Annotated in this window: 15 protein-coding genes; 10 read left to right on the forward strand and 5 right to left on the reverse strand. The window is 46.5% G+C overall.

What is annotated here, in order from left to right; genetic code table 11:
- Positions 1-26 precede the first annotated feature (26 nt).
- The 10 genes from F453_RS0107335 (at position 27) to lpxA (ending at position 10541) form a co-directional block, all read left to right on the forward strand.
- Positions 27-977: a phosphoribosylaminoimidazolesuccinocarboxamide synthase gene (locus F453_RS0107335; RefSeq protein WP_018967440.1), complete on the forward strand. Its 951-nt coding sequence runs from the start codon at positions 27-29 to the stop codon at positions 975-977.
- A 218-nt stretch (positions 978-1195) separates the two neighbouring features.
- Positions 1196-1930 carry a bifunctional demethylmenaquinone methyltransferase/2-methoxy-6-polyprenyl-1,4-benzoquinol methylase UbiE gene (gene ubiE / locus F453_RS0107340; RefSeq protein ID WP_018967441.1) on the forward strand — a complete coding sequence of 245 codons (735 nt, stop codon included), beginning with the start codon at positions 1196-1198 and terminating at the stop codon, positions 1928-1930.
- Between the two features lie 83 nt (positions 1931-2013).
- Positions 2014-2763, forward strand: a complete 750-nt coding sequence (locus tag F453_RS0107345; RefSeq protein WP_018967442.1) for a shikimate dehydrogenase family protein — start codon at positions 2014-2016, stop codon at positions 2761-2763.
- A gap of 104 nt (positions 2764-2867) precedes the next feature.
- Complete coding sequence (locus F453_RS0107350) at positions 2868-4034, forward strand: AIR synthase-related protein (protein ID WP_018967443.1); 1167 nt, start codon at positions 2868-2870, stop codon at positions 4032-4034.
- Between the two features lie 25 nt (positions 4035-4059).
- Entirely contained in the window at positions 4060-5172 is a 1113-nt protein-coding gene (gene prfA, locus F453_RS0107355; protein ID WP_018967444.1) for a peptide chain release factor 1, read from the forward strand.
- 22 nt (positions 5173-5194) lie between these two features.
- Positions 5195-6028 carry an orotidine-5'-phosphate decarboxylase gene (pyrF, locus tag F453_RS0107360; protein ID WP_018967445.1) on the forward strand — a complete coding sequence of 278 codons (834 nt, stop codon included), beginning with the start codon at positions 5195-5197 and terminating at the stop codon, positions 6026-6028.
- A 27-nt stretch (positions 6029-6055) separates the two neighbouring features.
- Positions 6056-7276 carry an HD domain-containing protein gene (locus F453_RS0107365; protein ID WP_025790064.1) on the forward strand — a complete coding sequence of 407 codons (1221 nt, stop codon included), beginning with the start codon at positions 6056-6058 and terminating at the stop codon, positions 7274-7276.
- A gap of 46 nt (positions 7277-7322) precedes the next feature.
- On the forward strand, positions 7323-8363 hold the full coding sequence (gene lpxD, locus F453_RS0107370) for a UDP-3-O-(3-hydroxymyristoyl)glucosamine N-acyltransferase (RefSeq protein WP_018967447.1): 1041 nt from the start codon (positions 7323-7325) through the stop codon (positions 8361-8363).
- A 4-nt stretch (positions 8364-8367) separates the two neighbouring features.
- Positions 8368-9753, forward strand: a complete 1386-nt coding sequence (locus tag F453_RS0107375) for a bifunctional UDP-3-O-[3-hydroxymyristoyl] N-acetylglucosamine deacetylase/3-hydroxyacyl-ACP dehydratase (RefSeq protein WP_018967448.1) — start codon at positions 8368-8370, stop codon at positions 9751-9753.
- A gap of 17 nt (positions 9754-9770) precedes the next feature.
- Complete coding sequence (lpxA, locus tag F453_RS0107380; RefSeq protein WP_018967449.1) at positions 9771-10541, forward strand: acyl-ACP--UDP-N-acetylglucosamine O-acyltransferase; 771 nt, start codon at positions 9771-9773, stop codon at positions 10539-10541.
- A 316-nt stretch (positions 10542-10857) separates the two neighbouring features.
- On the opposite strand, the gene susR is transcribed toward lpxA, so the two are convergent.
- The 5 genes from susR to F453_RS0107405 all read right to left on the reverse strand — a co-directional run bounded on the left by susR (position 10858) and on the right by F453_RS0107405 (position 19328).
- Complete coding sequence (gene susR / locus F453_RS0107385) at positions 10858-12522, reverse strand: SusR family glycan utilization regulator (RefSeq protein ID WP_018967450.1); 1665 nt, start codon at positions 12520-12522, stop codon at positions 10858-10860.
- Positions 12523-12678: 156 nt separating this feature from the next.
- Positions 12679-14937 carry a beta-glucosidase BglX gene (gene bglX, locus F453_RS0107390; protein WP_026292503.1) on the reverse strand — a complete coding sequence of 753 codons (2259 nt, stop codon included), beginning with the start codon at positions 14935-14937 and terminating at the stop codon, positions 12679-12681.
- A 13-nt stretch (positions 14938-14950) separates the two neighbouring features.
- The gene (locus F453_RS0107395; protein ID WP_234398529.1) at positions 14951-16060 is read right to left on the reverse strand and encodes a family 16 glycosylhydrolase; all 1110 of its coding nucleotides are present in this window, start codon (positions 16058-16060) and stop codon (positions 14951-14953) included.
- 317 nt (positions 16061-16377) lie between these two features.
- The gene (locus tag F453_RS0107400; RefSeq protein ID WP_018967453.1) at positions 16378-17775 is read right to left on the reverse strand and encodes a hypothetical protein; all 1398 of its coding nucleotides are present in this window, start codon (positions 17773-17775) and stop codon (positions 16378-16380) included.
- Between the two features lie 23 nt (positions 17776-17798).
- The gene (locus F453_RS0107405; RefSeq protein ID WP_018967454.1) at positions 17799-19328 is read right to left on the reverse strand and encodes a RagB/SusD family nutrient uptake outer membrane protein; all 1530 of its coding nucleotides are present in this window, start codon (positions 19326-19328) and stop codon (positions 17799-17801) included.
- Positions 19329-19337: the final 9 nt, after the last annotated feature.

Below are 19337 nucleotides of genomic sequence, written 5' to 3' on the forward strand. Positions count from 1 at the left end.
GATACATCATAAAAACATTGATAGAGATGAAAGCATTGACACAAACCGATTTCCACTTCGCTGGACAAAAGAGCGTATATCATGGTAAAGTTCGCGATGTGTATGACATCGATGGTGACAAAATCGTGATGGTTGCAACCGACAGAATATCGGCTTTCGACGTAATCTTGCCCAAGGGCATCCCTTTTAAAGGTCAGGTATTGAACCAAATTGCGGCCAAGTTTCTTGACCTAACGGCCGACATCTGCCCTAATTGGAAGTTGGCCACACCCGATCCCATGGTGACCGTAGGTCTGAAATGCGAAGGCTTCCGCGTAGAGATGATCATTCGTTCAATCCTTACCGGCTCGGCTTGGCGTGAATATAAGAAAGGGTGTAGGGAGTTGTGCGGCGTGAAATTGCCTGATGGTATGAAAGAGAATGAACGTTTTCCCGAGCCCATTGTTACGCCAACGACTAAGGCCGACGAAGGGCACGACCTCAATATCTCGAAAGAGGAGATCATTGCACAGGGGCTTGTTAGCGCAGAAGACTATGCAGTGATGGAAGACTATACCAAGAAACTCTTCCGTCGTGGTCAGGAAATTGCAGCCAAGCAAGGCCTTATTTTGGTAGATACGAAGTACGAATTTGGTAAACGTGACGGTAAAGTATATCTCATCGACGAAATACACACGCCCGATTCAAGTCGTTATTTCTATGCCGAAGGTTACGAAGAGAAGTTGGCAAAGGGCGAACCGCAGCGTCAATTGTCGAAGGAATTTTTGCGCCAGTGGCTTATTGAGCACAATTTCATGAACGAACCTGGTCAAACTATGCCCGAGATAACCGACGAATACGCTGAAGAGGTGAGCAATCGGTATATTGAACTATACGAACATATCACCGGCGAGACGTTTAATAAGGCTGCCGATGAAGCCGACTTAGCAGCTCGTATCGAGAAGAATGTAACGGAATTTTTGGCGAAAGGCAAATAGAAAAGTAAGCGGCAACAGACTTTCATGGCAGCATGACGCATCCTTACGGAGTGGAACGAGCTGGCGTGAAAGAACTGTTTCGTTTTATTCGTTCAGACCTTTCGAATTAATTAACGTTACAATTCAGGATAACAGTGTGGGTGACAGTGTGAGCGAACGCCTAACAAAGCCATCCTTTGTGTTATCTATAACCCCCTATTTAATGGCACATATCCTCCATGTATAAACAAGAAGAGATAAAACCCTATGGTGAACAAGGCGATAAGGGCGAGTTGGTAGAAAAGATGTTCGACAACATTGCTCCTACCTACGACGTGCTGAACCATCGCCTTTCTTGGGACATTGACAAGCGTTGGCGACGTAAGGCCATCGGGCAGCTTGTGCAGTTTAGACCACAACAGATGCTCGACATTGCCACAGGAACGGGCGATTTCGCAATCTTGGCTGCCCAGATGCTTAATCCCAGCCACCTTATAGGGGCTGATATCTCCGAAGGAATGATGGATATTGGGCGCAAGAAGGTGGAGAAGGCTGGATTGGGAAGTGTGGTCTCGTTTATGAAAGAAGACTGTATGAACCTCTCTTTCCCTGCGGAAAGTTTCGATGCGGTAACCGCTGCGTTTGGCATTCGCAACTTCAAGGACCTTGACAACTGCTTGCGCGAACTGCATCGCGTGTTGCGCACGGGGGGACATTTAAGCATAGTGGAGCTTTCTGCCCCTAAACGCTTCCCCATGTCGTGGCTCTTTAAAATATATTCGCACACCATACTTCCACTTTATGCACGCCTAGTATCGAAGGATAAGGGTGCCTATCGCTATCTCATCAGTACTGTCGAAGCCTTTCCGCAAGGCGAAACGATGGTCGGAATTCTCAAAAAAGCAGGTTTCGAAGAGGTTAAATTCAAACGTCTCACGTTCGGAATCTGCACCATGTACCTAGCAACCAAGTAGTAAACATCTTTGTTAAAACTCCAATTGCCGGTACTGCGTTGTATTTAGAAAAGGCAAGTTGAATACGAACATTCAGGAACATTATGGACAAATACGGACTTATAGGATTTCCCTTAGGGCATAGTTTCTCGATAAGTTACTTCAATGAGAAGTTCCACAACGAGGGTATCGACGCCGAATATGAGAATTATGAAATTGCAAGCATCGACAGTTTGGCCGAGATACTCGACACGACGCCCAACTTGCGTGGATTGAATGTAACCATTCCTTATAAGGAAGAGGTGATAAAATACCTTGACGCACTATCGCCCGAGGCTCGTTCAATAGGGGCGGTGAACGCTATTAGGGTGAGTTATAAAGGCTCGAAACCCTATCTGAAAGGCTTTAATAGCGACGTTATTGGCTTTACGCGTAGCATAGAGTCGATGCTCGAACCAGGCCATCACAAGGCTTTGATACTAGGAACGGGCGGTGCAGCCAAGGCCATAGACTACGGATTGAAAAGTCTTGGTCTGGAAACGCGCTTCGTAAGTAGGTCGGCACGTAAGGGCAATGTTATCACTTACGATGAGGTTACGCCCCAAATGATTGCTGAGTACAATGTAATCGTTAATTGCACACCACTGGGTATGTATCCACGAACCGAAGAATGCCCAAAGCTTCCCTACGAAGCGATGGACCAGCACACCCTGCTCTACGACCTGATATACAATCCCGACGAAACCCTGTTTATGAAAAAGGGTAGGGAACGGGGTGCGATTACCAAGAACGGACTCGAGATGCTGCTGCTTCAAGCTTTTGCCAGCTGGGAGTTTTGGCATGGAAGAGAATAGCGTAGACGGCCTTGATGGCGCATCCTTGCACGAGAAAAGAAGTCATATTGCAGATAATCCAACCAAATTTTACAATATATTATCACCCAAATAAACTCAAATAGATGAACAACCGTTACATGATGCGTGGCGTTAGTGCTGCAAAAGAAGACGTGCACAATGCCATTAAGAATATCGATAAGGGCGTTTTTCCGCAGGCTTTCTGTAAGATCATACCCGATATTTTAGGTGGCGACGATGCATATTGTAACATCATGCATGCCGATGGGGCAGGAACGAAGTCGTCGTTGGCCTATGCTTATTGGAAAGAAACAGGCGACCTGAACGTTTGGCGAGGTATTGCCCAAGATGCGGTGGTGATGAACACCGACGATTTGCTCTGTGTGGGAGCGGTTGATAATATTCTTGTGTCGAGTACCATTGGACGTAATAAGATGCTCGTTCCTGGTGAAGTGATTTCGGCCATTATCAATGGCACCGACGAATTGTTGGCCGAGCTGAGGCAAATGGGTGTTGGAATTTATGCCACGGGTGGTGAAACGGCCGACGTGGGTGACCTTGTTCGTACCATCATCGTAGACTCTACCGTTACCTGTCGTATGAAACGGAGCGACGTTATTGATAATGCGAATATCCGACCAGGTGATGTTATCGTGGGATTATCTTCGTGCGGACAGGCTACATACGAGAAGACGTACAATGGTGGAATGGGTAGTAACGGACTGACAAGTGCTCGTCATGATGTGTTTGACAAGTATCTGGCTGAGAAATATCCCGAAACATTCGACCACGCTGTACCAAACGAACTAGTGTATAGTGGTACAAAGCGATTAACGGATGTTATCGAAGGCTTGGGCGTTGATGTTGGTCAGCTGGTATTGTCACCCACCCGAACCTATGCCCCCGTAATTCGCAAGGTGCTAGATGAAATGCGTAGCCATGTTCATGGCATGGTGCATTGCACGGGTGGTGCACAAACAAAGGTGCTACATTTTGTTAGCGATGATTGCCGAGTGATAAAAGATAACATGTTTGATGTGCCACCGCTGTTTAAACTCATTCAAGCGGAAAGCGGAACAGATTGGAAAGAGATGTATAAGGTGTTCAATATGGGACACCGCATGGAGATATATGTGTGCCCCGAACATGCTGAACGCATAATCGCCATCAGTAAGAGTTTCAATATCGAGGCGCAAGTTGTGGGACGTATAGAGGAAGGTAAGAAGTCGCTAACCATTCGTTCGGAGTTTGGCGAATTCCTCTACGATTAACATTCCTATATATAATAAAGAGATTATGTCAGAACAAAATAGCATATTAGCAAAACTAGACGGGTTGGAAAGCCGTTACGAGGAGGTGTCAACGCTGATAACCGACCCTGCCGTTATTGCCGACCAAGAACGTTATGTCAAGTTGACAAGGGAGTATAAAGACCTTGGCGACATTATGAATGCACGCAAGCGCTATGTGGCTTGCCTTAATTCCATTGCCGAAGCCAAAGATATCCTGGCCAACGAAACGGATGCCGAGATGAAGGAAATGGCGCGCGAGGAACTGTCTGCCAACGAAGCTGAACGTCCGAAATTGGAAGAAGAGATAAAGTTGCTGCTTGTACCCAAAGATCCAGAAGACGCCAAGAACGTCCAAATGGAAATTAGGGCGGGCACAGGTGGTGACGAAGCTGCACTTTTTGCTGGCGACCTTTTTGGCATGTACAAGCGTTATTGCGATTCTAAAGGCTGGAATCTCTCCGTTACCGCTTCAAGCGAAGGCGCTGTTGGTGGTTTCAAGGAGATTGATTTTGCTGTGAGTGGCGACAACGTTTATGGCATCTTAAAATATGAGTCGGGTGTACATCGTGTGCAACGTGTACCCGCCACCGAAACGCAAGGTCGTATGCATACCTCAGCTGCAACGGTAGCCGTGCTTCCCGAAGCCGATAAGTTTGAAGTGAACATTAATGAAGGTGACATTAAATGGGATACATTCAGAAGCTCGGGTGCAGGTGGACAGAACGTTAATAAGGTGGAGTCAGGTGTGCGTTTGCGTTATCCGTGGAAAAATCCCAATACAGGCGAGACCGAAGAAATTCTCATCGAGTGTACCGAAACGCGTGATCAGCCTAAGAATAAGGAACGTGCCTTATCGCGACTCCGTACCTTTATATATGACCGCGAGCACCAAAAATATGTGGACGATATTGCTAATCGCCGCAAAAGCTTGGTGTCTACGGGCGACCGTTCTGCAAAAATCAGGACCTATAATTATCCCCAAGGACGCGTAACGGATCATCGTATAGGTTATACCACACACGACCTTCAAGGTTTTATCGGTGGTGATATTCAGGCAATGATAGATGCCTTGTCGGTTGCCGAGAACACCGAACGAATGAGAGAAGCCGAATTGTAATCCTTATTCACATCGTTTCCTTATGACAAGAGAAGAATTAATAAAGCAGATACGTACCAAACAATCGTTTCTTTGTGTGGGTCTAGACACCGACATTAAGAAGATACCCCAACAATTGTTGCAGGCCGATGATCCCATTTTCGAGTTTAACAAGGCCATCATCGATGCCACCGCGCCATATAGCGTGGCCTATAAACCCAACCTTGCTTTCTACGAATCGTTGGGCGTAAAGGGTTTGTTGGCATTCGAACGCACTGTGGCTTATCTCAATGAGAATTATCCAGAGCAGTTTATTATTGCCGATGCCAAGCGTGGAGACATTGGTAATACCTCGCAGATGTATGCACGTACCTTCTTCGAAACCTACAATCTCGATGCGCTTACTGTTGCGCCCTATATGGGCGAAGACAGTGTGAAGCCTTTCTTAGCCTACGAAGGAAAGTGGGTGATATTGCTGGCGCTCACCAGCAACAAGGGGTCGCACGACTTCCAGCTTATGGGAGACGCTCAAGGCACGCGTCTTTTCGAACACGTGCTTACCAAGTCGCAAACGTGGGGCAATGCAGATAACATGATGTACGTGGTAGGTGCCACGCAAGGCGAGGCCTTTAAGGATATTCGTCGCCATGCACCCAACCATTTCTTACTCGTTCCTGGCATTGGCGCTCAAGGTGGAAGCCTTCACGATGTGTGCCAATATGGCATGAATAAGGATTGTGGCCTGTTGGTAAATAGCTCACGAGGCATAATCTACGCAAGCAACGGAGTCGACTTTGCACAAGTGGCAGCCGAGAAAGCACGTGAGATCCAGGAAGAGATGGCTCGCGAGCTGAAAGCCATCTTGCCCGCGTTCTAGTCTTCATCGTCCACCGAACAGTAATCAATGAGTGAAATAAAGATCATCAATGACCCCGTTTTTGGGTTCATTAAGATACCACGCGGGTTAATTCTCGATGTTATTTGCCATCCCTTGATGCAACGCCTCACGCGTATTCGCCAATTGGGAATGGCCTCTGTGGTTTATCCAGGTGCGCAGCACACGCGTTTCTTGCATTCCATTGGAGCTTTCCATTTGGTAAGCGAGGCCGTATTGTCGCTTCAACAAAAGGGCGTTTTCATCTTCGATAGTGAGGTTGAGGCCGTGCAGATAGCCATACTGCTTCACGATATTGGGCATGGCCCGTTCTCGCATGTTCTCGAAAACTCCCTTATATCCGGCATTTCGCACGAAGATATTTCGTTGCAGATGATGGAAAAGATGAACTGCGAGATGGGGGGAGCACTCACGCTGGCTATCAAAATCTTCAAGAACGAATACCCCAAGCGCTTTCTACATCAGCTCATCAGCAGTCAGCTAGATATGGATAGGCTCGACTATCTTCGTCGCGACAGCTTTTTTACGGGTGTTACTGAAGGAAATATCGGTTCGGCGCGTATCATCAAGATGCTTGATGTAGAGAACGATGCTCTCGTGGTAGATCAAAAAGGCATCTATTCTATCGAAAACTACCTTATCTCGCGTAGATTGATGTATTGGCAGGTGTATCTGCACAAAACCGCTGTGGCATGTGAAACTATTTTGGTTAACCTCCTTAAGCGAGCTAAGTTTCTCGTACGCAGTGGACACTCGCTATTTGCTACGCCAGCCTTGGCATACTTTTTAGCCAATGATGTAGACCGTGTATTTTTCGATACACATGAAGAGGCTCTGCAAAACTACTGTTCGTTGGATGATAATGACATTTGGAGCACTGTAAAGATGTGGATGAACGATGCCGACCCCGTATTGGCTATGTTGGCCACCGACCTTGTAAACCGAAAGCTCTTTAAAGTGGAAGTTTACGACGAGCCTATTCCCGAGAGTGTTATCGAAGAACGACTGGCCACCTTATGCCAGCAAACGGGCCTTTCGGCTGACGATGCTGCCTACCTGATGAGTGCCAACACTGTGAACAAAAACATGTATAACATGGAAGACGACCATATCACCATCAAGTGTAAAGACGGGACCTGCAAAGACATTTCACAGGCCTCTGAACTCTTCGATGTAACCCGCCTTTCCATGAAAAACAGCAAATATTACCTATGTTATCAAAGAATCTGAATAATAATTGCTATATTTGCAGAATTATTCAACAGCACTGAAACCAATGGAATTTACAGCAAAGCAAATTGCACAAGTCGTCAATGGTGAAATTGTTGGAGATGAGAACGCTGCCGTACGCTCCTTTGCGAAGATAGAAGAGGGGCAGGCAGGTGCTATTTCGTTTCTTTCAAACCCGAAATATACACATTATATATATGATACAAAGGCTAGCGTGGTGCTCATTAACAAAGACACCAAGCTCGAAAAGCCAGTCAAGGCCACGCTCATCAAGGTAGACAATGCCTATGAATGTGTGGCCAAGCTATTGCAGATGTACGAGGCAGCCAAGCCGAAGAAGAAGGGTATCGACCCCTTGGCATTCGTTTCGCCCGACGCTACCGTTGGCGAAGACTGCTATATAGGTGCCTTTGCCTATGTTGGTAGTGGCGTTGTGATCGGCAATGGCACGCAAGTTTATCCCCATGCAACGCTTTGCGACAATGTGCGGATTGGCTCTAATTGCATCGTTTACCCCCAAGTGTGTGTGTATCACGATGTGGTGGTGGGCGATAGGGTTATCCTACACTCGGGTAGTGTTATCGGATCAGATGGATTCGGTTTTGCTCCATCGGCCAATGGGTACGATAAGATACCCCAAATTGGTAACGTTACAATCGAAGACGATGTTGAGATTGGGGCTAACACCTGCGTTGACCGTTCAACGATGGGTAGTACCTACGTGCGTAAAGGTGTGAAACTAGATAATCTTGTGCAGATTGCGCACAACACCGATATTGGCGAAAACACCGTGATGTCTGCCCAAGTAGGCGTGGCTGGTTCCACAAAGGTGGGACAGTGGTGCATGTTCGGCGGGCAGGTAGGCGTGTCGGGGCATATCACCATTGGTAACAAGGTGTTCTTAGGAGCGCAATCGGGCGTGCCTGGAAATATTAAGGATGGTCAGCAACTTATCGGAACGCCCCCTATGGAGTTAAAACCGTACTTCAAGTCGCATGCCATATTGAAGCGTTTGCCCGAGATGTACAAGCATCTGAGTGAACTGCAAAAGGAAATAGACGAATTAAAAAAGCAAATAAAACCATAACGCAATGTTAAAACAGACAACATTGAAAGGCAGCTTTTCCTTGTGTGGCAAAGGCTTGCATACAGGATTGAGCCTTACGGTTACCTTCAATCCCGCACCCGAAAACACTGGCTATAAGATACAACGAATTGATTTGGAAGGCCAGCCCATCATCGATGCGTTGGCCGAAAGAGTGGTCGACACGCAACGAGGTACTGTGCTTGCCAATGGCGACGTGCGTGTTTCTACTGTAGAACACGGTCTTTCGGCCCTCTATGCTATGGGTATCGATAACTGCCTTATACAGGTTAACGGTCCTGAGTTTCCCATTCTCGATGGCTCGGCCATCATGTATGTGGAGCAAATAAAGCGTGTAGGTATTGAAGAGCAGAGTGTACCTAAAGATTATTATATCATTCGCCACAAGATTGAGGTAAAGGACGAGAAAACAGGTTCGTGCATTACCATCCTTCCCGACGACCAATTTAGCGTTACGGCGATGTGTTCTTTCGACTCGAAGTTTATCAATAGCCAGTTTGCTACGCTCGACACGCTTGATAATTTTGAAAAGGAGATCGCCCCCGCGCGTACCTTCGTGTTTGTGCGCGATATCGAACCACTGCTTAAAGCCAATCTCATCAAGGGTGGCGACATGGACAATGCCATCGTCATCTACGAGAAAATGATAGACCAACAGCAGCTAGATCAGTTGGCCGACTTGTTGAAAGTTCCCCGTTTGGATGCATCTAAGCCTGGATATATACAGCACAAACCCTTGGTTTGGGAGAACGAGTGCACCCGCCACAAACTGCTGGATGTGATTGGCGATATGGCGCTCTTGGGTAAACCCATTAAGGGACGCATTATCGCTACTCGTCCTGGCCACACCATCAACAACATGTTTGCCCGCCATTTGCGCAAAGACATTCGTAAACACGAGGTTCAGGCTCCCATTTACGACCCCAACGAAGAGCCAGTGATGGATAATAAGCGCATACGAGAATTGCTTCCGCATCGCTATCCCATGCAGTTGATTGACAAAATCATATCGCTAGGCCCAACCAGCATTGTGGGTGTAAAGAATGTAACCAGCAACGAACCTTTCTTTGTGGGTCACTTCCCACAAGAACCCGTTATGCCAGGCGTGTTGCAAGTGGAAGCTATGGCACAGTGTGGCGGCCTGTTGGTGCTTAACCAGCTAGAAGAACCCGAACGTTGGTCTACCTATTTCATGAAAATCGACGAGGTGAAATTCCGTCAGAAGGTTGTCCCTGGCGACACGCTGCTCTTCCGTGTCGAACTGCTTCATCCTGTTAGGCATGGTGTAAGCTCGATGAAGGGCTATATGTTTGTTGGCGACCAAATAGTGTCGGAAGCCACTTTCACCGCACAAATCGTAAAAAACAAGTAAAAGACACGCACTGAGTTATGAACCAAATAAGCCCTTTGGCCTTTGTACATCCCGAGGCGAAGCTAGGAAAAGACAACATTATTGGTCCATTTTGTTACATAGACCGTAACACAGTTATCGGCGATGGAAACAATTTGCAGAACAGTGTGACCATCAATTATGGTGCTCGCATTGGTAATGGAAACGAAATACTGGCAGGAGCGAGTATCTCTACTAAACCACAAGACTTGAAGTTTGTGGGCGAAGACACCTTATGTGAGATTGGCGACAACAATAGCATTCGCGAAAACGTTACCATCTCGCGTGGTACGGCGTCTAAGGGAGTTACGAAAGTGGGAAGCAACAACCTACTGATGGAGAACATGCACATTGCTCACGATTGTGTTATTGGCTCACACACCATTATCGGTAACTCAACCAAGTTTGCCGGTGAGGTGACTGTAGACGACTACGCCATCGTTAGTGCGGCCGTTTTATGTCATCAGTTCTGCCACATTGGCGGCTACGTAATGGTGCAAGGAGGTAGTCGTTTCAGTCAAGATATCCCCCCTTACGTCATCGTGGGCAAAGAGCCAGTTCGCTTTGCTGGCGTGAACCTTGTGGGTTTGCGTAGGCGTGGTTTCTCAAACGAGTTGATAGACCTTATTCACAATGCCTATCGCCTGCTCTATTCAAAGGGCTTAATGGCCGAAGGTATACAGGAGATAAAGAACAACCTGCAAGTAACGAAGGAGATTCAATATATCATCGACTTTGTTGAAAGCTCCAACCGCGGTATTGTTCGATAGACAATCAGTGGTGAAACATATACAAAAAGACTCGCAAGTGCAATTGGCCTTGCGAGTCTTTTGCGTTTTGGCCCTTACTTTCCATCAGCGTATAATGCTTAGTTGGGTATCAGGGCCTATCAACTTGTGAAGTACAAAGGCCTCTGTACGGCGGCTACAAACGAGTTGTAGCCACCCTACAAGTGCTTTGTAGTGCCGCTACAACTGCTTTGTAGTGACACTACAGACCTTTTGTAGCCACACTACAAGCTAGCTTGTAGCACAACGACCAACCGTAAAACGCACCGCAGGATGATTGTAGCCTTCACTTCGATGCTCAAGTATTCTTGTTTTGAGCGCCGAGTTTCTTCACCGTTCGCTCAAAATTATCGCGGTCGGCAATGACGCCATTCTTCACGCGTGCCCTGTAATTGTAGATTGTGTTCACAGAATAGTGTAGGAATTCGGCTATCTTTGAGCTGTCTTCTATGCCAATTCGAATTAAAGCGAAGATGCGTAAAGAGACTGGCATGTGACCATCTTCTGTCAATTCGATACGTTCGGCAGGTTGGAGTAGGGCATTAAATTCTTCGACAAAGGTAGGAAAGAGATGCAGGAAGGCATCGTCGAAGTTGTTATAAAGTTCGTCTAGTTCGCGTTCTTTCAGTGAAGTAGACCGCGTTTCCCTGAAAAGTTCCTCGTATTGTCTGTTCTTTACCTTCTTGTTCACTTGTTTTCTGAACGACTCAATTTTGTCTACATAGAGCGAACAAAGGCTCAGGAACCTACCAATATACTCTTCTTTAACGCGGTTTGACTCGCCGAGTTTCATATTGCTAGAACTTAACTGGCGATTCAATTCAGACAGTTGGGCATTGATTTGTGAGAGTTGTCTGTTATAATGTTTTTGTTTCTTACTCGCTAATGCCAGTCGCTTGCGCTGTCGATTTACGAAAATAACCGAGGCTAAAAGCAGCAATGCCAGTACACCGCACGACAGGGCTGCAATTTGGATGAGCTCTGTTTTGTGTTCATTCTCCATTTTATATTGTTTGGCAATTACTGCCAAGAGAGGCGAAATTTGCCAACTGCGCTGGCGCGAACCAAAGCGATTGGCACAATCACTGGTAAAAGAGATATAGCGATAGCTTCGGTCTACATCACCTTGCAACATCAGTTGGTTTGCCATTTCCCACAGCGAACCTTGGTCCATAATACCATTTCGCACGTCGGCCAGCGCAGATTCTGCCAGCCAATACATCATTCGGGTAGTGTCGTTGACAGCTTTATACTCCAAATAACGGTAGAGCGCCACGAGTGCATAACGATGGCTGCCTTTCTTAACTATGCGTAACCATTCTGTGTTTAGCTTCATTGATGCCTCGAGTTGTTTACTGTTCAGCAATCGAAGCTCACGTATCTGATAGCTTAAATCGCAGTTTCGGGGAATGAAGCGCTGCATCAGCTGCTCATACTCATCGGCTTTTTGCTGATAGCCGGCTTTCAAGTCGGTCACCGAAGTATAATAAGCTAACTCGCTGTTGCGCTTATAACAGGCGTGATAATAGTCTCCCAGATTTTTTGGTGAAAGCTGTTTGACATCGACAAGGGCAAGGTATTTCTCGGCTTCATCATATAAACCTGTTTTTGAACAGCAAATAGAAAGCAGAATATGGCAACGGTCTGCACGAACAGGATCGCCCAACTGGTGAGCTAAACGCACGCAAGCCCGCAGATAGTTCATGGCGGTGTGGTTCTCAAAAGCACGATATTCCTCATAAAGTTGAAAGCAAAATGCATACTTCAATTCAGGCTCTTGTGCATTTCTCAACTGCCGTTTCAGGAGGTTGATGCCAGCTTCTTTCTTCGCCACATAGGTTGCGTAACGCTCGATTTCCATATCAAGGCAATGATAGATTGAGTCGAGATCGTGCAGAGGTTCAGCAGCCTTTACAAATAGGGCTGCCCACAGCATGAGGAAAGAAAGCATGAGTCGGTTCATGATTGTAGTTTCAACAGGTTTAATACATATACAAAGGTAGAATTTTTCTCGACAACGGCAAAGCAATGTAACAACAATTCTCCATGCCAAAAAGGGTTTTGACATGGAGAATTGTTTACTTACACCATAAGGGGAAGCCTTACGGCTGGCCAAATATTACTTAACTATGAAAGATGTTGTTTTTACTTCTCGGCTATTTGGGCCAATCATCAAGTCGAATTCACCTGGTTCGAGCACTTCTTCCAGGTTGTAATCGTAGAACTTGAGCATATCGGGTGTGATGTCGAACGTCACTTTCTTGCTTTCTCCTGCTGCCAAATGAACGCGTTGGAAGCCTTTCAGTTCTTTTACGGGACGTGAAAGCGATGCCACTTTGTCGTGGATATAGAGTTGAACAACCTCATCTCCTTCACGCTTTCCGGTGTTTGTCACCATGACGGTGGCTGTAAGTCTGCCGTCTTTAGTCATCTCTTTACCGCTCAACATAATGTCACCATAGGCATAGGTTGTGTAACTAAAGCCATAACCAAAGGGATAGAGAGGTTCGTTACGCACATCAATATAATTGCTGGAATACTTAACAAAGTGATTGGTTCCCTCAGCTACGGGTCTACCCGTAGGCAGGTGGTTATAGTAAATGGGCACTTGTCCGAGCGCCTTGGGCATCGTTACTGTGAGTTTTCCGGTAGGAACTTTGTCGCCAAAAACCACATCTGGAATGGCATCTGCAAGCTCAGAACCACCAAACCACACATTCATAATGGCAGGAATATGCTCACTTTCCCACTTCATTATTGTGGGACGACCAGAGAAATTCAATAATACTAGTGGCTTGTTTAATGCCACCAATGCCTGTAACAGTTCCATTTGGGCATCTGGAAGACAGAGGTTAGCACGCGAAGCGCACTCGCCGCTCATCTCAGCAAGTTCGCCCATGGCACACACAATGACATCGGCTTCGCGGGCAATGCGTAAAGCTTCGTCGCAAGCCTGCTGTTTGTCAACGCGCGTTATGGCCCGGTTGAAGGTACCAGCAGCCTGAATATCGGCGTCGTCATAGATGTTACAACCTTGAGCATAGAGGATTTCTGCCTTACCATTTACGGCACGTTGCATCCCTTCTTTCAGTGTTGCGTACTTCTCAGGCGCATCTGCTGTGGACCAACAGCCAACGACGTTGTTGCGCGTATCGGCTAAGGGACCGATCAAAGCTATTTTTCCTTGTTTGGCCAAAGGTAGCAATTCACCCTCGTTTTTTAGTAATACGAAAGTCTCGGTAGCCATATTGCGAGCCGCCAAACGGTGTTCGGGCGTGTAAAGTTCGCGCTTTGCCCGCTTTGTATCACAGAAACGATAAGGGTTAGCAAAAAGTCCCAGCTTGTATTTTGCTTCAAGTACGCGCCGACAAGCTCGGTCGATGTCGGCCATGGTTACATGTCCTTGCTTTAAAGCTTCAGCCAAATGCTCTGAGAAGAGTGAGGAACACATATCCATATCTGTGCCAGCCTGCAGCGCTTTTATGGTCACCGTCTGTGCGTCTCCCACACCATGAGCCATCATTTCCCTGATTGCTCCGTAGTCGGTTACAAGGAAACCGTCGAACTGCCAACGCTTGCGGAGTACGTCGTTTAGCAACCATCGGTTGGCCGTAGCAGGCACTCCATCAACAACATTAAATGAAGACATCACCGAACCAGCACCGGCATCGATCGCAGCTTTATAACCAGAGAAGTACTGGTTGAACATACGTTGACGGCTCATATCAACCGTATTGTAGTCGCGTCCGGCTTCGGATGCACCGTAAAGTGCAAAATGTTTCACGCAAGCCATGACGTTCTCTCGACCGTAGTTGCCTTGCAATCCGCGCACCATTGCAGCAGCTATGCAACCGTTGAGATAGGGGTCTTCGCCGTTTCCTTCGGCTATCCTGCCCCAACGTGGATCAAGAGCAATGTCAACCATCGGACTATAAGCCCAGTTGATGCCCTGTGATGTGGCTTCTTTAGCGGCAATTTGGGCTCCTTCCTCAATGGCTTTTAAATTCCAACTGCACGATTGTGCAAGTGGAATAGGGAACACGGTTTGATAACCATGTATCACATCCTGACCGAAGAGCAATGGAATTCCTAGCCGACTTCGCTTGACTGCGGCCTCTTGGAGAGGACGAATCTTGTCGAGTCCCACCACATTGAGCACGGCACCCAACCTTCCTTCGGTGGCAAGTTTGGCCAAAGGACTGTTCATAACGGCCCCTGTTGTGATGTCACCTCCTGGCAATAAGTTCAGCTGTCCTATCTTTTCCTCAGTCGTCATCTTGCTCATGAGGTTGTCGATAAAGCTTTTCATGTCTTGTGATTGCGCTAAGCCGAATAGCCAACATCCTGTGAATGAGATTGTTAATAATAGTCGTTTCATCTCTTCTTGCATTTTATTTTTGATAGATGCGTAGGTATTCGATTGCCATTGTCGCAGGCAAAACACTTTCGTCTACGCCTTGCTGACCGCCCCAATCACCACCCCAAGCGAGGTTTAAGATGGGATAAAATGCCTTATCGAACGGCCATGCAGCGATGCCAGAGCCATCGTTCTTGTATGTGAGCAGCTTTACCCCGTCTACATAGAAGTTCATTTCCTTGGCTGTCCACTCCAAACCGTAGATGTGGAAGCCTGTTGTGGCTCCGCTGACAAAGCGATTTGCTGATTCTATATTGGTGCCAGTGTTGTTATACTTAGTGCAGTGGATAGTGCTATGGATATAATCTTGATGATAACCCACATGCTCCATAATGTCTATTTCGCCATCGGCAGGCCAGTTCTTAAAGTCTACAGGCAACATCCAAAAGGCTGGCCAAGTGCCTTTACCCTTTGGAAGTTTAATCTTAGCCTCAATATAGCCATAGCGGAATCCTGAATTTTTCTTGGCATAAACACGGCCCGAATAGATGCCCCCATTGTGTTTGAAGCAATGAATAAACAACTTTCCGTTGCGTATTTCCGTTACCCGATGACCGTCAATGTGTCCGTTAACGTAGGCTTGCAACTCGTTGTTTACTGTTCGAGGATTCCACACTTCGTGCGTCCAATTGGTTGCATCAAGTTCACCGTTTCGTTCAAACTCATCATGAAATACCAATTTATAGCCACCTCCGATTGGGCATTTCAGCGAATCAACTAGGGCACCTGCCGTTTGTTTTACTTGGATAATGGCCTTCCCCTTACCCGAAAGTATGGTCACGGTGGCGTTGCGTTCCTTATCAATAGGGTTCGCTCCTGCCGTAATGGTTAAAGTCTCATTGTGCTTGATGCTGTTGGCTGGGCTAACCTTCAACCAAGATTGCGAAGAGTTCGCAGCCCACTCGTGGTTGGTGGTAAGGGTGATTGTGGCTTTTCCTCCCTCCTTTGGAAGTGTTATCTCAGTCTGCGACAGCTTGATGTTTTCACTATTCAGCCCCCCAGAACCATTTTCTTCTCCATTATTACTGCTACATGCAGCTGTGAAACCAAGCATCAAAGCAAACAGAAAATTAAATAATATCATACGTTTCATATTCTATTCTTTTACTTATTCTTGAAATTGATTCTTCTTTGTTCCTTCTTTCTCTGGCCCAAAGCGTGAAATCCAGTTGCTCCAATATAGCTTATTTGCGGAACACTCATGAATGTTCCGCAAAAAGCTATATTGGGCTTGTGTGAGATTGATTCGAATTTCTTACAGGCTACATAGGAACTTATTCTGAAGGTTGTATCGTAATTTCGAATAAGTCAACGATCTTTCTCAGACAGTTGGTTAGCTTTTCCTAGAAAGCCCTTTATGTTGTGCATCAATCTCTATATAATTATTGTTTGAAGTTCTTATTAAGGGTGACCAGCACCGTCTTTGCAGTCATGTTCCTTGAACACCACATCACTCACCTTGACGGTTGTTCCAGCTGGAGCTCCGCCGAAATCGAGCACAAGGTCTACGTTGTTCATGTCGATTCCTTCCATGTTGTCCTTATAGAATACGATGTTTTCACCCGCGCTGAGATTAACCCGTTCTGTGAAGAAGAAGGTTCCATCTTCGCCATGCTTCACAAGTTTCACCGTTGCACCCTTGATGTCCTGTGATGCTTCTAGTTTCAAAGAGAAGTCATACTTGGTTGTGGCGTTTGCGGTCATATCGGTAAAAAACTTCACCTGTGCTTGCCATTGTTGCGAAGAAGCATTGGGAAGCGATATGGTGTAGCTTCCATTTCCGTTATTCTTAAAACCGATTGGGTCTGGGTTTGCAGTCCAACCATCGCCATTAGCATAGTAGAAAGCGTTGGTGAAGGTTGCCTTCTTCCACATATTGCAGTTGCTGTCGTACTTATATCCACCGAAACCAGGTTGTGATGGCACGTCGTCTGTACTGGTAAGGATAAAGTGCCAGGCAATAGAACCATTGTCATAGACGAGGACCAACTTTTTGGAAGTGATATCTTCGATGCGGAAACGTGGGTTATTATATTGGTCGGCAGAAGAGAGATAAGGGAAGAGCGTGTGCTTGGGAAGCACAAGATATTTCTTGTCACCATCCACTTCGAGCTTATAAGTAGTGGTCTGCGCTTTTACTTTGGCCATGTAATCCACACCGTCGTTGGTGTTGAATTCATTGAAAAGGCCACTTTTGGTGTTGACATAAACAGTTCCTCCTTCACCTGGATCATAGGTGTAGCCACCTTCGGCAGTGAAGCTTAGGCGATCGTCATAAACACCTTTACCCGCTTTATCTTCGGGAGCAGCACTCCACCAGCTTGTTCCGTCTGTTCCAGAAGGACCACATGCCATGTGGCCACTTGCTGCATGGTCTATACGCCATCGTTTTCCAGAGAGGCGACTGATAATAGCTGGATCGAGTAGGTCGTTATCAATGTGGAACGTTTTACGCACACCTGCACGACTTACTCCGTTGCGATTGGCCAAATGAAGCTCTACGAAATAATCACCATGAGTACCATAAACCTTGGTAAGTTGATTAAGTGTGGAATAAAAATCGGGTTCACCATCGGTGTTGGTGTCGATGAACCACACGGGGTAAGTTCCCTGTGGCAACTGAGATATCGACATGGTTACCTGGTTGGTAGACTGGTCTACGTTGAGTTGATAGTCTGTTCCATCCATCGTTGACAGTGCACTCTCATCGACACCTGCATAATTTTCGGGCGAACAAGCCACGAAAGACAGGGTTGCCATGATGGCCAATGCCATGTGTTTGAAATTATATCTTTTCATGTTATTCGTATTTTAGTGAGTGATTAATAGCCAGGATTCTGTTTCAATTCCGAATCTTTAGAAAGCTCGGTATAAGGAATCGGCTGATATTTTCTGTTTGGCGTCCACGCATTGGTGCGGTATTCTTGCTGCGATCCCAGTACGGTAGCGGCTTTGTCTGTTCGTACCAAATCCCAATAACGTTTACCTTCGCCAACAAATTCCAAGTGTCGCTCATTGATGATATCGTCCAAGGTGAGAGCCGAAAGTTTTGTTATTCCGGCGCGAGAGCGTAATTTATTCACGTAGGTAAGGGCCGTTGCGCTGCTTCCATTCGTGCGTAACAACAGCTCGGCAGCGTTCAGTAATGTTTCGGCATATCGGTAAACACGGAGGTTGTTGTTATAGTTGAGCTGCTTGTCGCCCGTAGCTCGCTCCACATTCTTTGAGTAAGCTGCAAATTTTCCACACCAAAAGCCTGTGTTTTGATAACGAGCTTTGAAATTGGGATTGGCATTGTTATAACTCCTTACGTCTAATATTGACGCGTTGCGACGTGCATCCCGCGTATCAAACATCTTATATGCACTTTCGCGTATCGGGCAGAATCCCCAGCCATCATCAATACCCAACTCTGGAATACCACCTGGAACAGAAGCCAAACGTGGCAAAACTGTGCCGCCAGCAATAATGGCATCACCCGTACTCCAACCACGGTTGGTCTTCAAGTCAGAATAGTTAACTTCGAAAATGCTTTCATCGCCCCATTCACCAGCAGCAGTAAACAAGTCGGCATAGTTTGGATTGAGGTTGAATTTGCCACTGTTGATAATATCCTGCATATACTCTAAGGCCTTTGGATAACGGCTTTGATCTTTCTGATACATAACCATCTCCGCATAAAGCATATAGGCTGTGGGCTGAGTGACACGTCCTAAGTTGGCATCATCCCAACGCGTAGGCAACACCTTCATGCTGATGACGTCCTCAAGGTCTGCAATCACCTTGTTATATACCTCGTCTGCACTCAGCTGAGGAGCTCTGAACGGTGCGGAAAGATTCTCAAAATAGAACGGAATATTGCCCCAGAACTTCCACAACATATTGTAATAATAGGCACGAAGTGTACGAGCTTCGGCAGTCCACAACTTGTACGAAGCTGCAGGGAGGTTCTGTTGATGTTCATTGGCATACTTCAACAAGTCATTGGATCGTTTCACGCCACAGTACATGTTGCTCCACATTCCTGTCATGCAGTTGTTGGGTTGCGCCTCATAATTTGCCATTAAGTGCCAGAATTGATTATCGGTTACACTTTGACCTCCTACGAGCATGTCGTCTCCCATAATGTCGCTCATTGCGTTCTGTGGGTTATATTGATTTCCATTCCAATCGTTCCATTGTAGTGGGCTATATGCAGCAATGAGCGATTGACTGATATGTAGGGAATCTGTATAATAAGTTTCAACAAAGTCCTGCGTATGGGAAGTAACATCAAGGAAGCTATCCCCGCAACTGGTCGATACCGTCAGGCTTGCTAACAAACCGATTTTAATTATATGATTGGTTTTCATCTTGTTTCC

The sequence above is a fragment of the Hoylesella loescheii DSM 19665 = JCM 12249 = ATCC 15930 genome, assembly GCF_000378085.1.
In the GTDB taxonomy this organism is placed as follows: Bacteria; Bacteroidota; Bacteroidia; order Bacteroidales; family Bacteroidaceae; genus Prevotella; species Prevotella loescheii.

Coding starts and splice junctions, on each gene's coding strand:
- F453_RS0107350 (WP_018967443.1), top strand. CDS start 2,868: ATGAACAACCGTTACATGATGCGTGGCGTTAGTGCTGCAAAAGAAGAC.
- F453_RS0107375 (WP_018967448.1), top strand. CDS start 8,368: ATGTTAAAACAGACAACATTGAAAGGCAGCTTTTCCTTGTGTGGCAAA.
- lpxD (WP_018967447.1), top strand. CDS start 7,323: ATGGAATTTACAGCAAAGCAAATTGCACAAGTCGTCAATGGTGAAATT.
- pyrF (WP_018967445.1), top strand. CDS start 5,195: ATGACAAGAGAAGAATTAATAAAGCAGATACGTACCAAACAATCGTTT.
- ubiE (WP_018967441.1), top strand. CDS start 1,196: ATGTATAAACAAGAAGAGATAAAACCCTATGGTGAACAAGGCGATAAG.
- prfA (WP_018967444.1), top strand. CDS start 4,060: ATGTCAGAACAAAATAGCATATTAGCAAAACTAGACGGGTTGGAAAGC.
- susR (WP_018967450.1), bottom strand. CDS start 12,522: ATGAACCGACTCATGCTTTCTTTCCTCATGCTGTGGGCAGCCCTATTT.
- bglX (WP_026292503.1), bottom strand. CDS start 14,937: ATGAAACGACTATTATTAACAATCTCATTCACAGGATGTTGGCTATTC.
- F453_RS0107405 (WP_018967454.1), bottom strand. CDS start 19,328: ATGAAAACCAATCATATAATTAAAATCGGTTTGTTAGCAAGCCTGACG.
- F453_RS0107395 (WP_234398529.1), bottom strand. CDS start 16,060: ATGATATTATTTAATTTTCTGTTTGCTTTGATGCTTGGTTTCACAGCT.
- F453_RS0107335 (WP_018967440.1), top strand. CDS start 27: ATGAAAGCATTGACACAAACCGATTTCCACTTCGCTGGACAAAAGAGC.
- F453_RS0107345 (WP_018967442.1), top strand. CDS start 2,014: ATGGACAAATACGGACTTATAGGATTTCCCTTAGGGCATAGTTTCTCG.
- F453_RS0107400 (WP_018967453.1), bottom strand. CDS start 17,775: ATGAAAAGATATAATTTCAAACACATGGCATTGGCCATCATGGCAACC.
- F453_RS0107365 (WP_025790064.1), top strand. CDS start 6,056: ATGAGTGAAATAAAGATCATCAATGACCCCGTTTTTGGGTTCATTAAG.
- lpxA (WP_018967449.1), top strand. CDS start 9,771: ATGAACCAAATAAGCCCTTTGGCCTTTGTACATCCCGAGGCGAAGCTA.